This is a genomic window from Novosphingobium sp., assembly GCF_032093395.1.
GTDB lineage: Bacteria > Pseudomonadota > Alphaproteobacteria > Sphingomonadales > Sphingomonadaceae > Novosphingobium.
In genome coordinates, this window is the sequence record NZ_DAMDBA010000095.1 from 1 (window position 1) to 17,863 (window position 17,863).

Sequence of the window (17,863 nt, forward strand, 5' to 3'; positions counted from 1 at the left end):
TGAAGTGCTGCGCATCATCAACGAGCCGACTGCCGCGGCGCTCGCCTATGGCCTCGACAAGCAGGACGGCAAGACCATCGCCGTCTACGACCTTGGCGGCGGCACCTTCGACGTTTCGATCCTCGAAATCGGCGATGGCGTGTTCGAAGTGAAGTCCACCAACGGCGACACGTTCCTCGGCGGTGAAGACTTCGACACCAAGCTGGTCGAATGGCTGGCCGACAAGTTCAAGGCCAAGGAAGGCATGGACCTGCGCAGCGACAAGCTCGCTCTGCAGCGCCTGAAGGAAGCGGCCGAGAAGGCGAAGATCGAGCTGTCGTCCACCGCGACGACCGAGGTCAACCTGCCTTTCATCACCGCGCGTATGGAAGGCGGCGCCACCACCCCGCTGCACCTCGTGGAAACCGTCACCCGCGCCGACCTTGAAAAGATGGTTGCGGACCTGATCCAGCGCACGCTCGAGCCCTGCCGCAAGGCGCTGGCCGACGCCGGCGTTTCGGCCAAGGACATCGACGATGTCGTTCTGGTCGGCGGCATGACCCGCATGCCCAAGGTGCGCGAAGTCGTGAAGGACTTCTTCGGCAAGGAACCGCATACCGGCGTGAACCCTGACGAAGTGGTCGCCATGGGCGCCGCGATCCAGGCCGGCGTGCTTCAGGGCGACGTCAAGGACGTGCTGCTGCTCGACGTCACCCCGCTGTCGCTGGGTATCGAGACGCTGGGCGGCATCATGACCAAGATGATCGACCGCAACACGACGATCCCGACCAAGAAGAGCCAGGTCTACTCGACCGCCGAGGACAACCAGCAGGCGGTGACGATCCGCGTGTTCCAGGGCGAGCGCGAGATGGCGCAGGACAACAAGATGCTCGGCCAGTTCGACCTCGTCGGCATCCCGGCCGCGCGTCGCGGCGTGCCGCAGATCGAAGTGACCTTCGACATCGACGCCAACGGCATCGTCAACGTGTCCGCCAAGGACAAGGGCACCGGCAAGGAGCAGCAGATCCGCATCCAGGCTTCTGGCGGTCTGTCGGACAACGACATCGACCAGATGGTCAAGGATGCCGAGAAGTTCGCCGAAGAGGACAAGAAGCGTCGTGAGGCCGCAGAGGCCAAGAACAACGCCGACAGCCTCGTCCACGCGACCGAGCAGCAGATCGCCGAACATGGCGACAAGATCGACGCCGGCCTGAAGGCCGAAGTCGAAGCGGCCATTGCCGAGACCAAGACGGCGATCGAAGGCGGCGAACCCGCCGAGATCACTGCCAAGTCGCAGGCGCTGACCGAAGTCGCGATGAAGATGGGCCAGTCCATCTACGAGAAGGAACAGGCTGCGGGCGCTTCGCCTGAAGCCGCTCCGGCCGGCGGTGACGACGATGTCGTCGACGCCGAGTTCTCGGAAGTCGACGAAAACAACAAGGGCTGATCGGTCCTCATGACAAGCGTGGCCGCCATCGTTACATCGCGTGACGGTGGCGGCCAGGTCGCACGCGGGGAATAACGAGACGTGTCAGCTACCGAAATCGACTATTACGAACTGCTCGAAGTAGAGCGCAGCGCCGACGACAAGACCATCAAGTCGTCCTATCGCCGCCTTGCGATGCGCTACCATCCGGACAAGAATCCCGGATGCGGCGACAGCGAAGCGCGTTTCAAGCAGATCAGCGAAGCTTACGATTGCCTCAAGGATCCGCAGAAACGTGCGGCCTACGATCGTTATGGCCATGCCGCGTTCCAGCAGGGCATGGGTGGTGGTGGCCATCCGGGCGGCGCCGAGTTTGGCGACATCGGGGACATCTTCGAATCCATCTTCGGCAGCGCCTTCGGTGGCGGTGGTCGCCAGCAGGCCCGTCGCGGTGCTGACTTGCGCTATGATATGGAAGTGAGCCTCGACGAGGCCTTCCATGGCAAGCAGACCGAAATCACCATCGAAGTTTCGCAGAGCTGCGAGCCGTGCAACGGTTCGGGCGCGGAGCCGGGAACCGGCAAGCGCGGCTGCAACATGTGCGGCGGCCACGGCAAGGTCCGCGCGCAGCAGGGTTTCTTCGTGGTGGAACGCACTTGCCCGACCTGTCACGGTCGAGGCGAAGTGATCGAAAAGCCGTGCCGCTCCTGCGGCGGCGAGGGCCGTGTCGACAAGCCGCAGGCCTTGCAGGTGGAAGTCCCGCCAGGAGTGGACTCCGGCACCCGAATCCGCCTTTCCGGCAAGGGCGAGGCCGGACCGTTCGGAGCGCCTCCGGGCGACCTATATATCTTCCTGCACGTCAAGCGGCACAAGGTGTTCGAACGGGACGGCACGACGCTGATCACGCGCGTTCCGATCACCTTCACCACCGCGGCGCTGGGCGGTTCCATCGAAATTCCGGGCATGGACGGCGAGAATCTCTCGATCGACATTCCCGCCGGGATCCAGTCCGGCAAGCAGCTCCGCAAGCGCGGCGCAGGCATGCCGGTGCTCCAGGGGCGCGGACGCGGTGATCTCGTCATCGAGATCAGCGTGGAAACGCCGACCAGGCTTTCCGCGCGTCAGAAGGAACTGATCCGCGAGCTTCAGGCTACCGAAACCGGCGACGAATGCCCGCAATCAAAGGGTTTCTTCGACCGGATCAAGGAAGCCTGGAGCGATCTGACCGAGTAGGATTGGATTCATACGTCGTCCCGGGCTTGACCCGGGACCGCTGGCAATACTTTAGGCAATATCTCGCGCGCGAACGCAGCGCCTAAAGGCGGCCAGCGGTCCCGGATCAAGTCCGGGACGACGTAATACCGCTCGTGGTGATACCGCTCATCACCCGCCGCGCAGCACTTCATCCCGCACATTGCGCACCAGCGCCGGGTCGGCGTTCAGTCGGTCCTCTTCTTCGTCCAGCACCGCCAGGAACGCTTCACGTTTGAAGGTCCAGAGTTCGCCTTCCAGCAGAGCGTGCTCTCCTTCGGCCGTCGAAGCGATCAGGTCTATCATCCGCTCGGCGCCGTGGAGCCGACCCCAGAGATAGTCGTTCTCGCGATAGGCGCGGCTGAAGAAGGCGCCGAAGTTAAAGAACTCCGTCCCGCGCAGCACCGGCCCCTTGCGGATCATGTGGCAATCTTCGGGCGAAATGCGGTCGACCCGGATCGGATCGAACTCGGTCAGTCCTTCGCCGCGCAGCAGGGGCAGGGTAACGGTATCGTAGAAAGGGAAGCCGAGGTAGGCGAGCAGCACACGCCGCCGCAAGGCCTGCGGCATTTCGGCAAGGGCCTCGGCCAGCAGGGCGTCAACTTGCCCATCGATCTCGGCCAGTTGGCGAACGGCCTCGACATGATCGATGGCTGCTCCGGGATCGGTAACCACGCCCGCTGCCAGGGCCGGGAATTCCTCTCCCATGGCGGATACCGGCTCGCAATCGAGATAGAGTGCCAAGGCTGCGTAGATCGCTTCGCGAGCCTTGTCCCTTTCGGTCTCGGTAACGCTGGCTTCCTGCTGCCATTCCTGCGTGACGCGTCGGGCCAGCAGCCGAAGGCGCCGTACGCGGAAGGCCAGGTCGTGGCGTCGGAAGAAATCGATCATGCCGGGCGAACCGTCGCCTTTCAGCCCGTGAATGCGATCCAGGCCCTGGCTGGCGAAATGCTCGTGCAGGCGCAGCGCGATCGGATCGCTGGATGACAGCCCCAGTTCCGGGGCGGCATCGTGGATAAGCCGCGCCAGCTTGCCGACGATTCCGGAGAACTTGACCTGAACATAGCCATGATAGGCGAAACCGGCCTGCTCCAGCGCGGCCCGCTGCGCCTTGTCGCGCCAGGCCGAAAGCCGCTTCGGCGTGGGCCGATCGAGGAAGAAGGTATTGCCGAACAGCCGGTCTACGGTTTCCTCGATCTCCGGACGCATGGCCAGAACGATGGTGCGCAGAGTGGCGACTTCCTGGGAATCGCGCTCCAGCGCCTCCAGGTTGTCGCGAATCGGCTGTTCCCGAGGAATGGATGAAAGCGAGCCGAAGATCGTCGAAAAGAACCCCGGCGCCTTGCGCTCCTGCCGTACCGACGCGCCGATCCTGTCGGGCGTGGGATCGATGTAGACGAAGCGGCGGTCCACCTCGCGCGTCGCGGGACGGTCTCGCAACACGCTCATGGCGTCGGCGAAGGGGGCGTTGTTGAGCACCGAGCCATCGATGAGCGCAACGTTGTCGAGATCTCCGCGCTGGCTGTGTTCCGGCATGACGCGGCGGAAGAACGCATCGCGATCGGGCCAGGCGATCCCCAGTTCGTCGATCAGCCCGTCTATCTCCTCGATCTGGAGGGGCGGGAATGCACCGGGAAAACTCGCAGTCGAACGGGCCGCAAGCAGGAGTTCCGGCAAGGACGCAAGTGAAGCCGAGCCGGCGCGCGCTTCGAAGCCGATACTCAGGCGATGCTCGCTCTCCAGCACCAGTTCCGGCGAATGCAGCCGCAAGGTTTCAAGGTGCCCCTTGAAGTCGGTCGCGGTGACGAAGAGGTTGATCGGATGCCCATGCGGCAGAAGCGGCGCCCCCGCCTTGCTCTCTGCCATGGCGGTAAAGGCGCCGGCGAGCAGACGCGAAAGCCCCAAACCGCTGAAAGGAGGCTCGAACCAGCGGGAGCGAATCAGGCGCGACAGCTTCTCCCGCACCTCTTCCCGGGTCTCCGGCGCGACGCTGGTGGTCACGGCATTGCCGGGCCGGTGCAGCAGGTAGGAAACGATCGGCCTTGCCCAGAACTTCGTGACCTGGCTGCGTGCCCGCGCCTCGGGATCGAGCAGCACGTCGACGTCGGCGTTTTCCAGCCATAGTTCGGTAAGCGGTTCGAGCGACTGGCCGGAATGGATAGCCTGCGACAGGAAGACGCTGTTGATACCGCCGGCGCTCGCGCCCGCAACGATGTCGGTGAGGATTCGAAGCCGCAGGTTGCTGCCTGATTCCAGCCTTTGCAAAAGCTTACGATAAACGGTCGCCGTACCGGCAGGCGCCTGTTCTCCGCTCCAGAATGCCTGACTGGCCTGAAGCGCCTTCCAAAGCTCCTTGGTGACCCCATGCATGTAGACGGCAAGGCTGATGCCGCCGTAGCAGACCAGCGCGATCCGCAGTTCTTTTTGCCGCATTGCTCCATGTTGGCGCGATCCTTGAGGAAAGGCAATTGCGTTCTCATTCCGTTCCAGATAATCGAGGCGGCATGGCAAAGCCCAAGCGTCGATATGTCTGTCAGGCCTGCGGGGGCGTTTCGTCCCGCTGGCAAGGTCAATGCCCCGACTGCGGGGAGTGGAATACCTTGGCGGAAGAAGCGCCGCAGACGGTGTTTTCCTCCAAGCACGATCTCTCATCCGGGGGGCGGCCGATTCTTTTCACGCCGCTCGATGCGCCCGGCCAATTGCCCCAGCGCCGTGCCAGCGGATTTGCAGAGTTCGACCGAGCACTGGGCGGGGGCCTCGTGCCGGGTTCGGCGATCCTGATGGGCGGCGATCCCGGCATCGGCAAATCGACGCTCCTGCTTCAGGCCTCGGCCCATATCGCCATGGCTGGCGGCAGCGTCGTCTATGTCAGCGGAGAAGAGGCGGCCGGGCAGGTGCGTCTGCGCGCGGAACGGCTGGGGCTTTCCAAAGCGCCTATCCAACTGGCATCGGCTACATCGGTTCGGGATATCCTCACCACGCTCGGCATGATGGAAGCACCGACGCTGCTGGTGATCGATTCGATCCAGACCATGCATTCCGACACGATCGAAGGTGCGCCCGGCACCGTCAGCCAGGTTCGCGGCTGCGCTTTCGAACTGATCCGCTATGCAAAAGAGAACGACGTCACCCTGGTGTTGGTGGGCCACGTCACCAAGGACGGCACGATCGCGGGACCGCGCGTGCTGGAGCACATGGTGGACGTCGTCATGGCTTTCGAAGGGGAACGCAGCCACCAGTACCGTATCTTGCGCAGCCTGAAGAACCGGTTCGGCCCTGTCGACGAAATCGGAGTCTTCGCAATGGAAGGCGCGGGGCTGGCCGAGGTCGGCAATCCCTCGATGCTGTTCTTGTCCGGCCGCGACGAGGAAATGGCCGGAAGCGCGGTCTTCGCCGCGATGGAGGGAACGCGCCCGGTGCTGGTGGAAATCCAGGCACTGATCGTCCGATTGCAGAGTGGGGCAACCCCGCGACGCGCCGTTGTAGGATGGGATTCGGGCCGCATGGCCATGCTTCTGGCGGTGTTGGAGGCGCGCTGCGGGCTCAATTTCTCCAGCGCGGAGGTCTATCTGAACGTGGCAGGCGGTTATCGCCTGACAGACCCCGCGGCCGATCTCGCCGTTGCCGCGGCGCTAATCTCGGCGTTGGGCGACAAGCCGCTGCCCAAGAACGCGGTATGGTTCGGGGAAGTCTCGCTGGCAGGAGAGATTCGCCCGGTTTCGCATTCATCGATCCGTCAGCGCGAATCGGCCAAGCTGGGATTCGGGCGCGCAATCGGGCCAGCGGGAGGCGCCAATGGCGATGGCGCGCCAAAGGGCATCGACTTCACCGGCCTGACCATGTTGCCCAATCTCGTTGACCGTATCCTGACGGATGCCTAGTTCGGGGCCTTATGACCGGTTTCGATATTGCTGTTCTGGTGTTCGTCGGCCTAGGCGCCGCCATCGGATTTCTGAGAGGTTTCGTTCAGGAGATCCTCGCGCTGGGCGCGTGGATCCTTGCGGTGTTCGCGATCCGCACGCTGCATACGCCGCTATCCGCCTGGCTTGAGCCTTATTCGGGTTCCGGCACGGCGACCCCGGTGATCGCTTTCGCGGTCCTGCTGCTGGTACCTTTCATTGTCGTGAAGCTGGTGGCCGGCTGGGCCGGAAAGCAGAGCCGCGCCTCGGTGCTGGGGCCGATCGATCGGGTACTTGGCTTCGGATTCGGTGCCGTGAAAGGCGTCATCATCGTAATTCTGGGCTTTTCGGTGCTCGTGCTGGGCTATGACACCGTGTGGGGACCGGGCGGCCGGCCCGACTGGATGAAGGAGGCGCGGACTTATCCCTTCGTCAACGCCAGCAGCGAAGCGCTCGTCAAAATGATTTCCGAACGTCGCCGCGAGGCGCGGGAAGCAGAAGCGGCGGACAGCTGATGTCGGCCACGGTGCTCTACACGCCCGATGTGCTGGGCCTGACGATACGGCTGGCAGCCTATCCCTGGAACGAGACTCTGCCGTATAAGGGCGAAGCGCGATCGCAAAGTTGCGGCTCAACGATCGCACTGGGTTTGGCGCTGAACGCTCGGCACCGTGTGGAGCGGATCGGCATTCGCAGCCAGGCCTGCGCCATCGGTCAGGCAGCCGCGGCCATCTTTGCCGATGCGGCGCCCGGACGCTCCCCCAACGACCTGGAAAAGGCGGCCGAGGCGATCTCCCTTTGGCTGGCCGGTAATGGCGCGCTTCCGGATTGGCCGGGGCTGGAAACGATCGCGAAGGCGCGGGACTACCCCGCGCGCCACGGAGCGGTTCTACTTCCCTGGCATGCGGCCATCCAGGCGCTTTCCAGCGAGCGCCAGCAAGGCTAGGCTTCCCGCCGCGGACCTCGAAATCGAGGCCGATAGGGGGAACGGGAATGGCAGGGGTATCTCCGGAACATCCGGCAGGACCAAGCACGTCCGACATCAGGCTGGTGATCGCCGCGTCTTCCATGGGCACGGTGTTCGAATGGTACGATTTCTTCATCTACGGCACCCTGGCCGGGATCATCGGCAAGACTTTCTTCCCCTCCGGCAACGCCACGCTGGAAACGCTGCTGGTGTGGGTGGGGTTTGCGGTGGGATTCGGCTTCCGCCCGCTGGGCGCGGTCCTGTTCGGCTACCTGGGCGATCGGCTTGGCCGCAAGTATACCTTCCTTGTCACCGTGACCCTGATGGGCGTGGCGACGGCAGGGGTAGGATTAACGCCATCGGCTGAGACAATCGGCTATGCCGCGCCTGCCGCGGTGCTGTTGCTGCGGGTGCTTCAGGGGTTGGCGCTCGGCGGGGAATATGGCGGCGCGGCGATCTACGTTTCCGAACATTCGCCAGCCGACCGCCGCGGCTTTCATACCGGCTTCATCCAGGCAAGCGTCGTTGGCGGTTTCGTTCTCAGCCTGATCGTGGTGTTGGGCTGCAAGGCTGCGATGAGCGAAGGCGTTTGGAATGCATGGGGTTGGCGCGTTCCATTCATTCTCAGCATCGCGCTGCTGGCCGTATCGCTGTGGATGCGCTTCAAGCTTTCCGAAAGCCCCGTGTTCAGGGCGATGCGCGCGGAAGGAGAGATCGCCGGGAATCCTTTCATCGAGAGTTTCACATATCCCGGTAATCGCAAACGCATCTTCATCGCGCTTTTCGGCATTGCGGCAGGCCTGACGGTGATCTGGTACACCGCAATGTTCTCGGCGATGAGCTTCCTCAAGGGCGCGATGCGCATGGAGGACACCGCAGCCGAACTCATCGTCGGCGGCGCTGCGGCGCTCGGCATGGTGTTCTTCGTGATCTTCGGAAGCCTCTCCGACCGGATCGGACGCAGGAAACCGATCGTCTGGGGTTATGCGTTGACGCTCGCCCTGTTGTTCCCCGCTTTCTGGACCATCGGCAACCACGCCAACCCGGGCTTGTCGCGTGCTGCCGCACAGGCGCCCGTGCTGGTGGAAGGGCCCGACTGCGATTACAATCCCTTCAGGGCCGAGCAGGCGAGCCCTTGCGGCAAACTCCTGGGAGACCTTGCGAGCACAGGTATAGCCTATCGTCTCGCGACTGCGCCCGAACTCCGCCTTCGCGTTGGCGAAAGCGTGCTTCCGCTGAGTGCCTACCCCTGGCCGGACCGCAAGGCGCGCAGCGCCGTCCTGGAGGAATGGCTGGGAGGGAAGGGGTACGAATTCGCCAAAGTGCGGCCCTCGCTGCGTGACGGGCTCGTCATCGGTTTTACGCTGCTGGTGCTCATGGCGCTTTCCGGTGCGACTTACGGGCCGGTCGCGGCGCTGCTTTCCGAGATGTTCCCGCCGCGCATCCGCTATAGCTCGATGTCGATCCCCTATCACATCGGCACAGGCTACTTTGGCGGTTTCCTTCCGCTGATTTCCAGCTACATGGTCGCGAGCAGCGGCAACCCCTACCAGGGGCTCTGGTATACATGGGGCGTTGTCGCGATGGCCCTCGTCGTCTCGCTTTGGGGGCTGCGAGGCGGCCCTCCGCGCGACTATGGTGAAGATGTTTCCTGAGTTTCCCGCTTCCGCCCTTCGACTTGCTTTCGACCGTGACGCCTTGCGCTCGAACTGGCAGGCGCTCGACCGTCTGTCCGGAACCGCCCGCGCCGGCGCGGCAGTGAAGGCGAACGGCTATGGCCTTGGCGCCAGGGAAGTCGTTCCGGTGCTTCATGCCGCCGGTTGCCATGATTTCTTCGTTGCGCATTGGGGCGAGGCACAGGGCTTGCTGGGCTGCGTCAGCCCGGCGGCTCTCTCCGTCCTGCATGGCCCTTTGACTGCACAGGACGCCGCCTTCGCGCGCGAAACCGGCATCACGCCGGTCATCAATTCGCTGGCGCAGGCCCGCCGCTGGATCGAGGGGGGAGGTGGACGTTGCCATCTCATGGTCGATACCGGCATGAACCGGCTCGGCATTCGTCTGGAAGAACTGGGCGACGAAGCGATCGCAGCGCTCGATATCGACATGCTGATCTCGCACCTCGCTTCGGCCGAGGAGGAAACCGACCTCAACGCCACGCAATGCGCTCGCTGGCAGAGCGCTTGCAAACAAGTGCCCCACGTTCGCGCCAGCCTGGCCAACAGCGCCGGCATTGCCCTTGGGAGCGATTACCACGGCGACCTGACTCGCCCCGGCATTGCGCTCTACGGCGGCGTCCCCCGTGCGGAGATGGCGAAGGACCTGCGGCAGGTGGTTCGTCCCGAAGCGGCAATCCTCCAGGTTCGCGATGTCCCGACGGGCGAGACGATCGGCTACAACGCCACCTTCACCGCCGCCACGCCGATGCGGGTAGGCGCCATCGCACTGGGCTATGCGGACGGCTATTTGCGCTCATGGTCCGGAAAAGGCATGTTCCGCGCCAAGGGCCATGAACTGCCGGTGCTCGGCCGCGTGAGCATGGACCTCACCGTCGTCGACCTGACCCAGGCTCCGGACGTAGGCGAGGGCGACTGGATCGCGGCCGACTACGCGCTTCCCGAGGCAGCGGCCCAGTCCGGACTTTCCCAGTATGAACTGCTTACCCTGCTGGGGCGAAGGTTCGGCCGCTGACTTGTCCACGCCGCTTAGGGGTACTCCCATAGAGTTTTGCTGCGCAGCAATTTGTGTTGCGTTGCGACAAGGCGGGGTGGTAACCTCTTGTCATACTGGCCGGGAATAGGCGGATTGGGGATTGGCAAATGGCTGATACGGCGTCGCAGGACGACAACACGGTAATCATAAAAAAATACGCGAACCGTCGTCTCTACAATACACGTTCGTCGAGCTACATCACGCTCGATCACCTTGCGAAGATGACGCGCGAAGGCGTGGATTACAAAGTGCTCGATGCCAAGACCGGCACCGACATCACGCACACGATCCTGACGCAGATCATCATGGAGGAAGAATCGAACGGGGAGCAGATGCTTCCGGTCAACTTCCTGCGCGAACTGATCAGCATGTACGGCAACTCGATGCAGTCGCTGGTGCCGCACTATCTCGAAGCCTCGATGGACAATTTCCGGGCCAACCAGACGAAGCTGCACAAGGCCTTCGAAGATAGCCTGGGCAACAATCCGCTGGCGAAGCTGGCCGAACAGAACATGGCGATGTTCAAGGCCGCCGCCTCCGCCTTCATGCCCGGCGCCGAGAAGCCAGAGGCCAAGGCGCCGCCGGCCGAGGACGCCGGAGACCTTGCGGCACTGCGCGATCAGATGGCCGAAATCCAGAAGAGGCTTGACGCGCTGGGCAAATAAGGGTCTGCGCAGGTGCTCTCGCGGCGCACGATGTGCCGCGACTTGCCTAGAATGCAACGGATGGTCCGTTGCATCGCTCAGTTCAGGAAGAAGCACCCGTGTCCGCCATTCGCCACGCCCTCTCCACCAAGCGCGAGGACGACTTCGCCCAGTGGTATCAGGAAGTCATTTCCGAAGCCGAAATGGCCGAGGAATCGGGTGTTCGCGGGTGCATGGTCATCAAGCCGTGGGGCTACGGCATCTGGGAACGCATCCAGCGCCTGATGGATGACCGCATCAAGGCGGCGGGCGTCACCAACTGCTATTTCCCGCTGTTCATCCCGCTGTCCTACTTCGCCAAGGAGGCCGAGCACGTCGAAGGCTTCGCGAAGGAAATGGCGGTCGTCACCCACCATCGCCTTGTCGGAGACGGCAAGGGTGGCCTGGTGCCCGATCCCGAAGCGAAGCTGGAAGAACCCCTGATCGTCCGTCCCACTTCGGAAACGGTGATCGGCGCCGCGATGGCGCGCTGGGTCCAGTCGTGGCGCGACCTGCCGCTCATGGTCAACCAGTGGGCCAATGTCGTGCGCTGGGAAATGCGCACCCGCATGTTCCTGCGCACCAGCGAGTTCCTCTGGCAGGAAGGCCACACCGCCCACGCCGACCGCGACGATGCCATGACCGAGACGCTGCGCGCCCTCGAAATGTATCGCGACTTCGCGGAGACCGAGCTGGCCATGCCGGTGGTCGCTGGCGAAAAGCCCGAGAACGAACGCTTCCCCGGCGCCGTCGCGACGTATTCGATCGAAGCCATGATGCAGGACGGCAAGGCGCTTCAGGCCGGCACGTCGCATTACCTGGGCACGGGCTTCGCCGAGGCGGCGGGCATCCAGTATCAGGACAAGGAAGGCACGCAGCAATACGCCCATACGACCAGCTGGGGCACGTCCACCCGCATGGTCGGCGGCGTCATCATGACTCATGGCGACGACGACGGCCTTCGCGTGCCGCCGATGATCGCACCGCACCAGATCGTGATCCTGCCGATGCTGCGCGACAATGACGAGGACGAGGCGCTGCTCGCCTATTGCGAGGAACTGCGCAAATCGCTGGTCACCCAGTTCGCGCTGGGCGAGCCGCTGCGCGTCCTGCTTGACAAGCGTCCGGGCAAGGCCACGCAAAAGCGCTGGGCATGGGTCAAGAAGGGCGTCCCGCTCATTCTCGAAATCGGCGGCCGCGATGCTGCAGGTGGACAGGTTTCGATGCTGCGCCGTGACAAGCTCTGGAACGAGGCGGCCAAGGCCAACTTCGTGGGACTGGCCAAAGAAGACTTCGTCACCCGTGCCGCCGCCGAGATCGAGGCCATCCAAACCTCGCTCTTCACCGAAGCCAAGGCCAAGCTCGAAGCCAACATCTCTCGCGCTGCCAGCTTCGACGAGCTTGCCGCTGCCTTTGCGGAAGACAAGCGCTATCCTGGCTGGGTCGAAGTCGAATGGTCGCGCCCGACCGGCGCAGCTCTCGAAGCCGTGGTGCAGAAGCTCAAGGCTCTCAAGCTCACCATCCGCAACACGCCGCTCGATGCCGAGTCCGTCACCGGTCAGTGCGTGTTCACCGGCGATCCGGCAGTGGAACGCATCTACGTCGCGAGATCCTACTGATCTGAAAGGAGCAAGAGGACGTGCTGGGATCGATCAAGTACAATCTGACGAACCTGCTGAACTTCAAGGGCCGTGATGCGCGGCAGACCTTCTGGTTCTACGTCCTCTTCCTCGTGGTGATCCAGTACGCCGTGGGCATGGTGATTGCCATGCCGATGATGGGCGGGATCATGAAGGGCGCTTTCGTCGCCGCGCAGCAAGGTGTCACCGCCGAAGACATGAACGCGCGCGTCATGGCCCAGATGGCCGGGTATATGCGCACCTCGATGACGCTTTCGACGATCGTCTCGCTGACGGCCGGCCTGCTGCTGCTGGCCTCTTTAGCGCGAAGGCTTCACGATTCCGGCAAGCCGGGGTGGATCTCGGTCCTGACGTTCGTGCTATCGCTGACCTCGAAGGCGATCGTCTGGTCCAGAATGGACGAGATTGTCTCCACGATGCAGCGTGTTTCGGCGGACAATCTTGAAACCGCCTTCGCCATGCAATCGAAAGTCGTGGCCGCCAGCCTGCTTGGCTATGCAGCGATTCTCATCGTCATCGTCTTCGGAGTCTGGCCGTCCAATCGGGGGCCGAACCGATACGGAGAGGCTCCCGTTCGCTTCTGACCTCTTGCCATTCGGGCAGTCCGGCGTGACAAGCGCCTCCATGAACAAGATTCTGGTCGCAACCGCACTTTCCGCCACGTTTCTCCAAGCGCTTCCTGCCGGACCTGCGGATTCGGCGGACACTTCACGGAATGGCACAGAGGTGCAGGTCTCCGAAGCCCGGATGCGCGCCGATGTCCGGAAGCTGGTTTCCTTCGGCACACGCCACACGCTTTCCTCCGACACCGATCCGAAGCGCGGGATCGGCGCCGCCCGTCGCTGGGCCGCCGACGAGTTCCGAAAGACCTCGAAGGCTTGCGGGAACTGCCTTGAGGTCGTCATGCCCGAGGCCATGGTCAGCGGCACTCGCATTCCAACCCCGGTGAAGATGGTCGATGTCGTCGCCATCCAGCGCGGCACCGAGCGCCCCAACGAAGTCGTGATCGTCCAAGGACATATCGACAGCCGCGTGACCGACGTGATGGATGCGAAAAGCGACGCGCCCGGCGCCAACGATGACGCTTCGGGCACTTCGCTCGTGCTGGAAGCCGCACGCGTACTTTCCAAGCGCAAATTCGCCGGTACGATCGTCTACGCCGCGCTTTCGGGGGAAGAACAGGGGCTCTACGGCGGCAAGCTGCTCGCGGACTATGCCAAACAGCAGGGCTGGACGGTGAAAGCGGTGCTCAACAACGATATCGTCGGCGGCACTCATGGGTCGGACGGCCTGATAGACGACCGCAACGTGCGGCTGTTTTCCGAAGGTCCGCGTGCTGACGCTACCGACAAGACCCGCGCAGACGCCCGCCGCTTCGGCGGAGAGAACGACAGCCCCGGCCGCAATATCTCCCGCTTCATCGCGGAATTGGCGGGCGGCGTGCAGAAGGATCTCGCGGTCCGCCAGGTCTGGCGCGCCGATCGCATGGGGCGCGGCGGGGACCAGTTGCCTTTCCTCGAACAGGGCAACCCTGCCGTGCGCTTCTCTGTGGCGATCGAGGATTACGAGCACCAGCACCAGGATCTGCGCAGCGAGAACGGCATCAAGTACGGCGACACGATCGACGAGATGGACTTTCCCTATCTCGCCAAGGTGACCCGCCTCAACGTGGCGGCGTTGGCGGCACTGGCCGCCGCACCCATGCCGCCCACGGCGAAGGCCGACGCTGCCGTCAAGACCTGGACGGACGTCACATGGACGCCGGTCGCCGGAGCGGCCGCCTATTCGGTGTGGCGCCGCCGCACCGACGCGCCAGAATGGGAACCGCAGCCTCTGGTTGCCCGCACCACGCAGACCAGCGTCAAGCTTGACGGGCTGCGCGGCGATGACTGGATTCTGGGCGTTCGCTCCATTGCGGCCGATGGCAGCGTCAGCCCGATCGCCGCAGCCGTGCCGGGCGGGGGGTTTACCCCGCTTGCCCAATTGCCTTGACTTCCCGCATGATCGAACTTGGATAACGGGATGGGGAAGGGTGCGATTGCATCTATCGCGAACGATGCCTGCAGCGCGAGACTTGCTGGCAGGCTGCCAAGGAAAACTATGTTGCCGCGTCGAAGCGCGCATGACAACCGGCCTCGACAGACGGCGTCAGGCCGCAGGATCGGCCAGGCCGTTTCGGCCAAGCAGTTCGGCCAAGGAATTTGGAGAGTGGGCGATTTCGGGCAACGGTGAGCAGACATGGCGTTGACGCAGCATTTTGACTATCTGCACGTCTTCGCGGGAATGCTCGTGGGCGTGCTCGTGGGGCTGACCGGCGTTGGCGGCGGCTCGCTAATGACGCCGCTGCTGGTGCTTCTCTTCGGAGTCAGTCCGCAGACGGCAGTCGGCACGGACCTGCTTTTCGCGGCCATGACGAAGATCGTCGGCTCGGTAGTCCACGGAAAGCGCGAAACGGTGGACTGGCGCATCGTGCGCCGCATGGCCTGCGGCAGCGTGCCGGCGGCGATCGTGACGCTCGGCTTCCTGTCCTGGTTCGGAAAGGTCGGAAATTCCACCGAACACCTGATCATGGTGTCGCTCGCCGTCCTGCTGGGCATTACGGCGGTGGCGGTGATAGGCCGCAAGTGGCTGCTCCGCCTTGCTCGCGATATCGATCCCAACCAGCCCCGTTCGCAGGTGCTGGGCAGCACCATACTGCTCGGCGCCGCGATCGGCATTGCGGTTTCGATCTCCTCGGTCGGCGCGGGCGCGATCGGCATGACAGTGCTGCTGATACTCTATCCCAAGCTGCCCGTCGCCCGTATCGTCGGTTCCGACATCGCCCATGCCGTACCCCTCGCGCTTATCGCCGGGTTCGGCCATTGGATGATCGGCGATGTGGACTTCGCGCTTCTGGGCGTGCTGCTGATCGGCTCGGTGCCGGGGGTCGTGATCGGCAGCTACCTTTCCTCGCACGCTTCCGACCGCATTCTTCAGCCCCTGCTCGCCTGCGTGCTGGCCGTGTCGTCCTGGCAGCTGTTTCTCAAGGCGAATGCCGGAGAAAAGCGCGCGCCTGCACCGACCACGGCGCAGGGGGTATCGATCGCCGGGGAGGCTGCCGCGAAGCAGCCGTAAACCGCGGCCGGTTGTGGCGGCATTGCATTAACGCGCATTCCGGCGCATGGCGGAAACCATGCCTTCCAAGAACCGGCCTGCGACGGGCCTGCCGACGCGCCAGCAAATCCTCGACCTTATCCAGAACTCGGCCGAGCCCATCGGCAAGCGCGAGATATCGCGGGAGTTCGGGCTGAAGGGCCATGAGAAGATCCAGCTCAAGGCGCTCCTCAAGGACATGGCCGAAGAGGGCCTGATCGACGGCAAGCGCACGGCGTTCCACCGCATGGGGGGATTGCCCAAGGTCACGGTTCTGCGGGTCGTCGATGTGGACGAAGGCGAACCCGTCGCCATCCCCGATACCTGGACGCCGGACGACGCCACTCCGCCGCCGCGCATCCGTCTGATCGAGAAGGGCCGTTCCGCGCTGCGCAAGGGCGACCGCGTCCTGGCCCGCACGGAAGAAACCGCCACCGGATGGCGTGCCTATCCGATGAAGAAGCTGATGCTGCGCTCGGAACAGATGCTCGGCGTCGTCGAAATCGACGGCGCGGGCAAGCCGTGGCTCGCCCCGGTGGACAAGCGCATCCGCAATTCCTCGCCCATCTCCGACCTCGGCGGCGCCGAAAAGGGCGAACTGGTGCTGGCCGAGCCGATCGGCCGCTCGGCGCGCCCCTCGGTCAAAGTCACCGAAGTTCTCGGTGAGCCGCTGGCGCCCAAGGCCTTCAGCCTGATCGCGATCCACAAACACGGCATTCCCAACCACTTCGACGGCGAAACCATTGCCGAGGCCGAGCGCTCCGCGAAAATGCCGCTCAGCCACGACAAGCGCGAGGACTTGCGGCACCTTCCCATCGTTGCGATCGATCCTTCCGACGCGCGCGACCATGACGATGCCATCTGGGCCAAACCCAACGAGGAGGGCGGCTTCGACGCGCTCGTCGCCATCGCCGACGTTTCCTTCTACGTCCGGCCCGGCGGCCATATCGACCGCGAGGCCCGGCGACGCGGAAACTCGGTCTATTTCCCCGACCGGGTCGTGCCGATGCTGCCCGAAGTGCTCAGCGCCGACGTCTGTTCGCTGCGCTCCGGCGAAGACCGCGCGGCGATGGCCTGCCATCTGAAGATCGACGGGCAGGGCAAGGTGACCGAATGGCGCTTCACTCGCGCCCTCGTTCGCATCGACGAAGTCATCGCCTATGAAGAAGCGCAGGCCCGCATCGACGAGGGCCGTGCTCAGCAACACCTGCAAGACCTGTGGGCCTGCTGGAAGCTGCTCGCCAAAGCACGTTCGGATCGTGACCCACTCGAACTGGACCTTCCCGAACGCCGCGTGAAGCTGGACGAGGAAGGCCGCATCACCGAAATCGCCATTCGCGAACGGCTCGATGCGCACCGCGTGGTCGAGGATTTCATGATCTCCGCCAACGTGGCCGCCGCAAAGGCTCTCGAAGCCAAGGTGGCGCCGGTGGTCTACCGCGTCCACGAAACGCCGAGCCGCGAGAAGCTGACGTCGCTCAAGGACTACCTCGCGACCTTCGGCCGCAAGCTTTCGCTGGGGCAAGTCATTACGCCAGGGCTGTTTAACCGCATTCTCAAGGACATCGCGGACGAGAGCGAGAAGGCGCTGATCATGGAAGCGGTGCTGCGCAGCCAGACCCAGGCCTATTACGGCCCGCGCAACGAGGGCCACTTCGGCCTCGCGCTCGGCTCCTACGCGCATTTCACCTCGCCCATCCGCCGCTATGCCGACCTTCTGGTGCATCGCGCGCTTGTCGATGCCTATGGCCTGGAGCAGCCGAAGCCGGATAGCGATATTCCCGCCGCGTCGGGCCTGTCCGATCGGGATCGCGACGATCTGGGCCGTGTCAGCGAAGCGATCAGCAATTTCGAACGCCGCGCCATGGAAGCCGAGCGCGAGACGATCGACCGTTACGTCGCCGCTTGGCTTTCAGGCCGTGTCGGGCAAGTGTTCGACACCCGTATCACCGGCGTGCAGAAGTTCGGTTTCTTCGCCACGATCATTGGGCTTGGCGGCGACGGCCTGGTACCCGTCTCGACACTGGGCGACGAACGCTTCGCTTATGATGAAAAGGCGCAAGTGCTGGAAGGCGAAAGCACCGGCACCACGTTCGGCATGGGCCAGATCCTGCGCCTGCGGCTCGCGGAAGCCAATCCGCTGACGGGAGCGCTGAAGTTCGAACTGGAAGAAGGCG

14 protein-coding genes are annotated in these 17,863 nt (G+C 63.9%); 13 read left to right on the forward strand and 1 reads right to left on the reverse strand.

Translation table 11 applies throughout. The features are described from left to right. Both dnaK and dnaJ read left to right on the forward strand, forming a co-directional pair. The coding region (dnaK, locus tag RT424_RS21335) for a molecular chaperone DnaK (RefSeq protein WP_313442336.1) at positions 1 to 1,426 on the forward strand (1,426 nt) is incomplete at its 5' end. A gap of 81 nt (positions 1,427 to 1,507) precedes the next feature. Further along, positions 1,508 to 2,638: a molecular chaperone DnaJ gene (gene dnaJ, locus RT424_RS21340; RefSeq protein ID WP_313442338.1), complete on the forward strand. Its 1,131-nt coding sequence runs from the start codon at positions 1,508 to 1,510 to the stop codon at positions 2,636 to 2,638. Positions 2,639 to 2,788: 150 nt separating this feature from the next. Here dnaJ and RT424_RS21345 read toward each other — a convergent pair whose 3' ends face one another. Beyond that, positions 2,789 to 5,089, reverse strand: a complete 2,301-nt coding sequence (locus RT424_RS21345) for a patatin-like protein (RefSeq protein ID WP_313442340.1) — start codon at positions 5,087 to 5,089, stop codon at positions 2,789 to 2,791. Between the two features lie 71 nt (positions 5,090 to 5,160). Here RT424_RS21345 and radA point away from each other — a divergent pair, with 71 nt between their 5' ends. The 11 genes from radA to rnr all read left to right on the forward strand — a co-directional run. After that, complete coding sequence (radA, locus tag RT424_RS21350; RefSeq protein ID WP_313442342.1) at positions 5,161 to 6,537, forward strand: DNA repair protein RadA; 1,377 nt, start codon at positions 5,161 to 5,163, stop codon at positions 6,535 to 6,537. A gap of 11 nt (positions 6,538 to 6,548) precedes the next feature. Next, entirely contained in the window at positions 6,549 to 7,070 is a 522-nt protein-coding gene (locus RT424_RS21355; RefSeq protein WP_313442344.1) for a CvpA family protein, read from the forward strand. Next, positions 7,070 to 7,501, forward strand: coding sequence for an iron-sulfur cluster assembly scaffold protein (locus RT424_RS21360; RefSeq protein ID WP_313442346.1), 432 nt, complete (start codon positions 7,070 to 7,072; stop codon positions 7,499 to 7,501). The genes RT424_RS21355 and RT424_RS21360 overlap by 1 nt, the downstream gene beginning before the upstream one ends. 47 nt (positions 7,502 to 7,548) lie before the next feature. Further along, on the forward strand, positions 7,549 to 9,177 hold the full coding sequence (locus RT424_RS21365) for an MFS transporter (RefSeq protein ID WP_313442348.1): 1,629 nt from the start codon (positions 7,549 to 7,551) through the stop codon (positions 9,175 to 9,177). Next, positions 9,167 to 10,210: an alanine racemase gene (gene alr, locus RT424_RS21370; protein ID WP_313442361.1), complete on the forward strand. Its 1,044-nt coding sequence runs from the start codon at positions 9,167 to 9,169 to the stop codon at positions 10,208 to 10,210. Before RT424_RS21365 ends, alr begins: the two co-directional genes overlap by 11 nt. Before the next feature lie 128 nt (positions 10,211 to 10,338). After that, positions 10,339 to 10,896 carry a polyhydroxyalkanoate synthesis repressor PhaR gene (gene phaR, locus RT424_RS21375; RefSeq protein ID WP_313442350.1) on the forward strand — a complete coding sequence of 186 codons (558 nt, stop codon included), beginning with the start codon at positions 10,339 to 10,341 and terminating at the stop codon, positions 10,894 to 10,896. A gap of 98 nt (positions 10,897 to 10,994) precedes the next feature. Then, a complete protein-coding gene (proS, locus tag RT424_RS21380) occupies positions 10,995 to 12,533 on the forward strand; it encodes a proline--tRNA ligase (RefSeq protein ID WP_313442352.1) in 1,539 nt (512 codons plus the stop codon). A 20-nt stretch (positions 12,534 to 12,553) separates the two neighbouring features. After that, positions 12,554 to 13,138 (forward strand): DUF805 domain-containing protein, encoded by a 585-nt coding sequence (locus tag RT424_RS21385; protein ID WP_313442354.1) that lies wholly within the window; start codon positions 12,554 to 12,556, stop codon positions 13,136 to 13,138. Positions 13,139 to 13,178: 40 nt separating this feature from the next. Then, positions 13,179 to 14,546, forward strand: a complete 1,368-nt coding sequence (locus RT424_RS21390; RefSeq protein WP_313442356.1) for a M28 family peptidase — start codon at positions 13,179 to 13,181, stop codon at positions 14,544 to 14,546. Between the two features lie 246 nt (positions 14,547 to 14,792). Beyond that, a complete protein-coding gene (locus RT424_RS21395; protein ID WP_313442357.1) occupies positions 14,793 to 15,668 on the forward strand; it encodes a sulfite exporter TauE/SafE family protein in 876 nt (291 codons plus the stop codon). Positions 15,669 to 15,726: 58 nt separating this feature from the next. After that, a partial coding sequence (gene rnr, locus RT424_RS21400) for a ribonuclease R (RefSeq protein WP_313442359.1) occupies positions 15,727 to 17,863 on the forward strand: 2,137 nt, incomplete at its 3' end.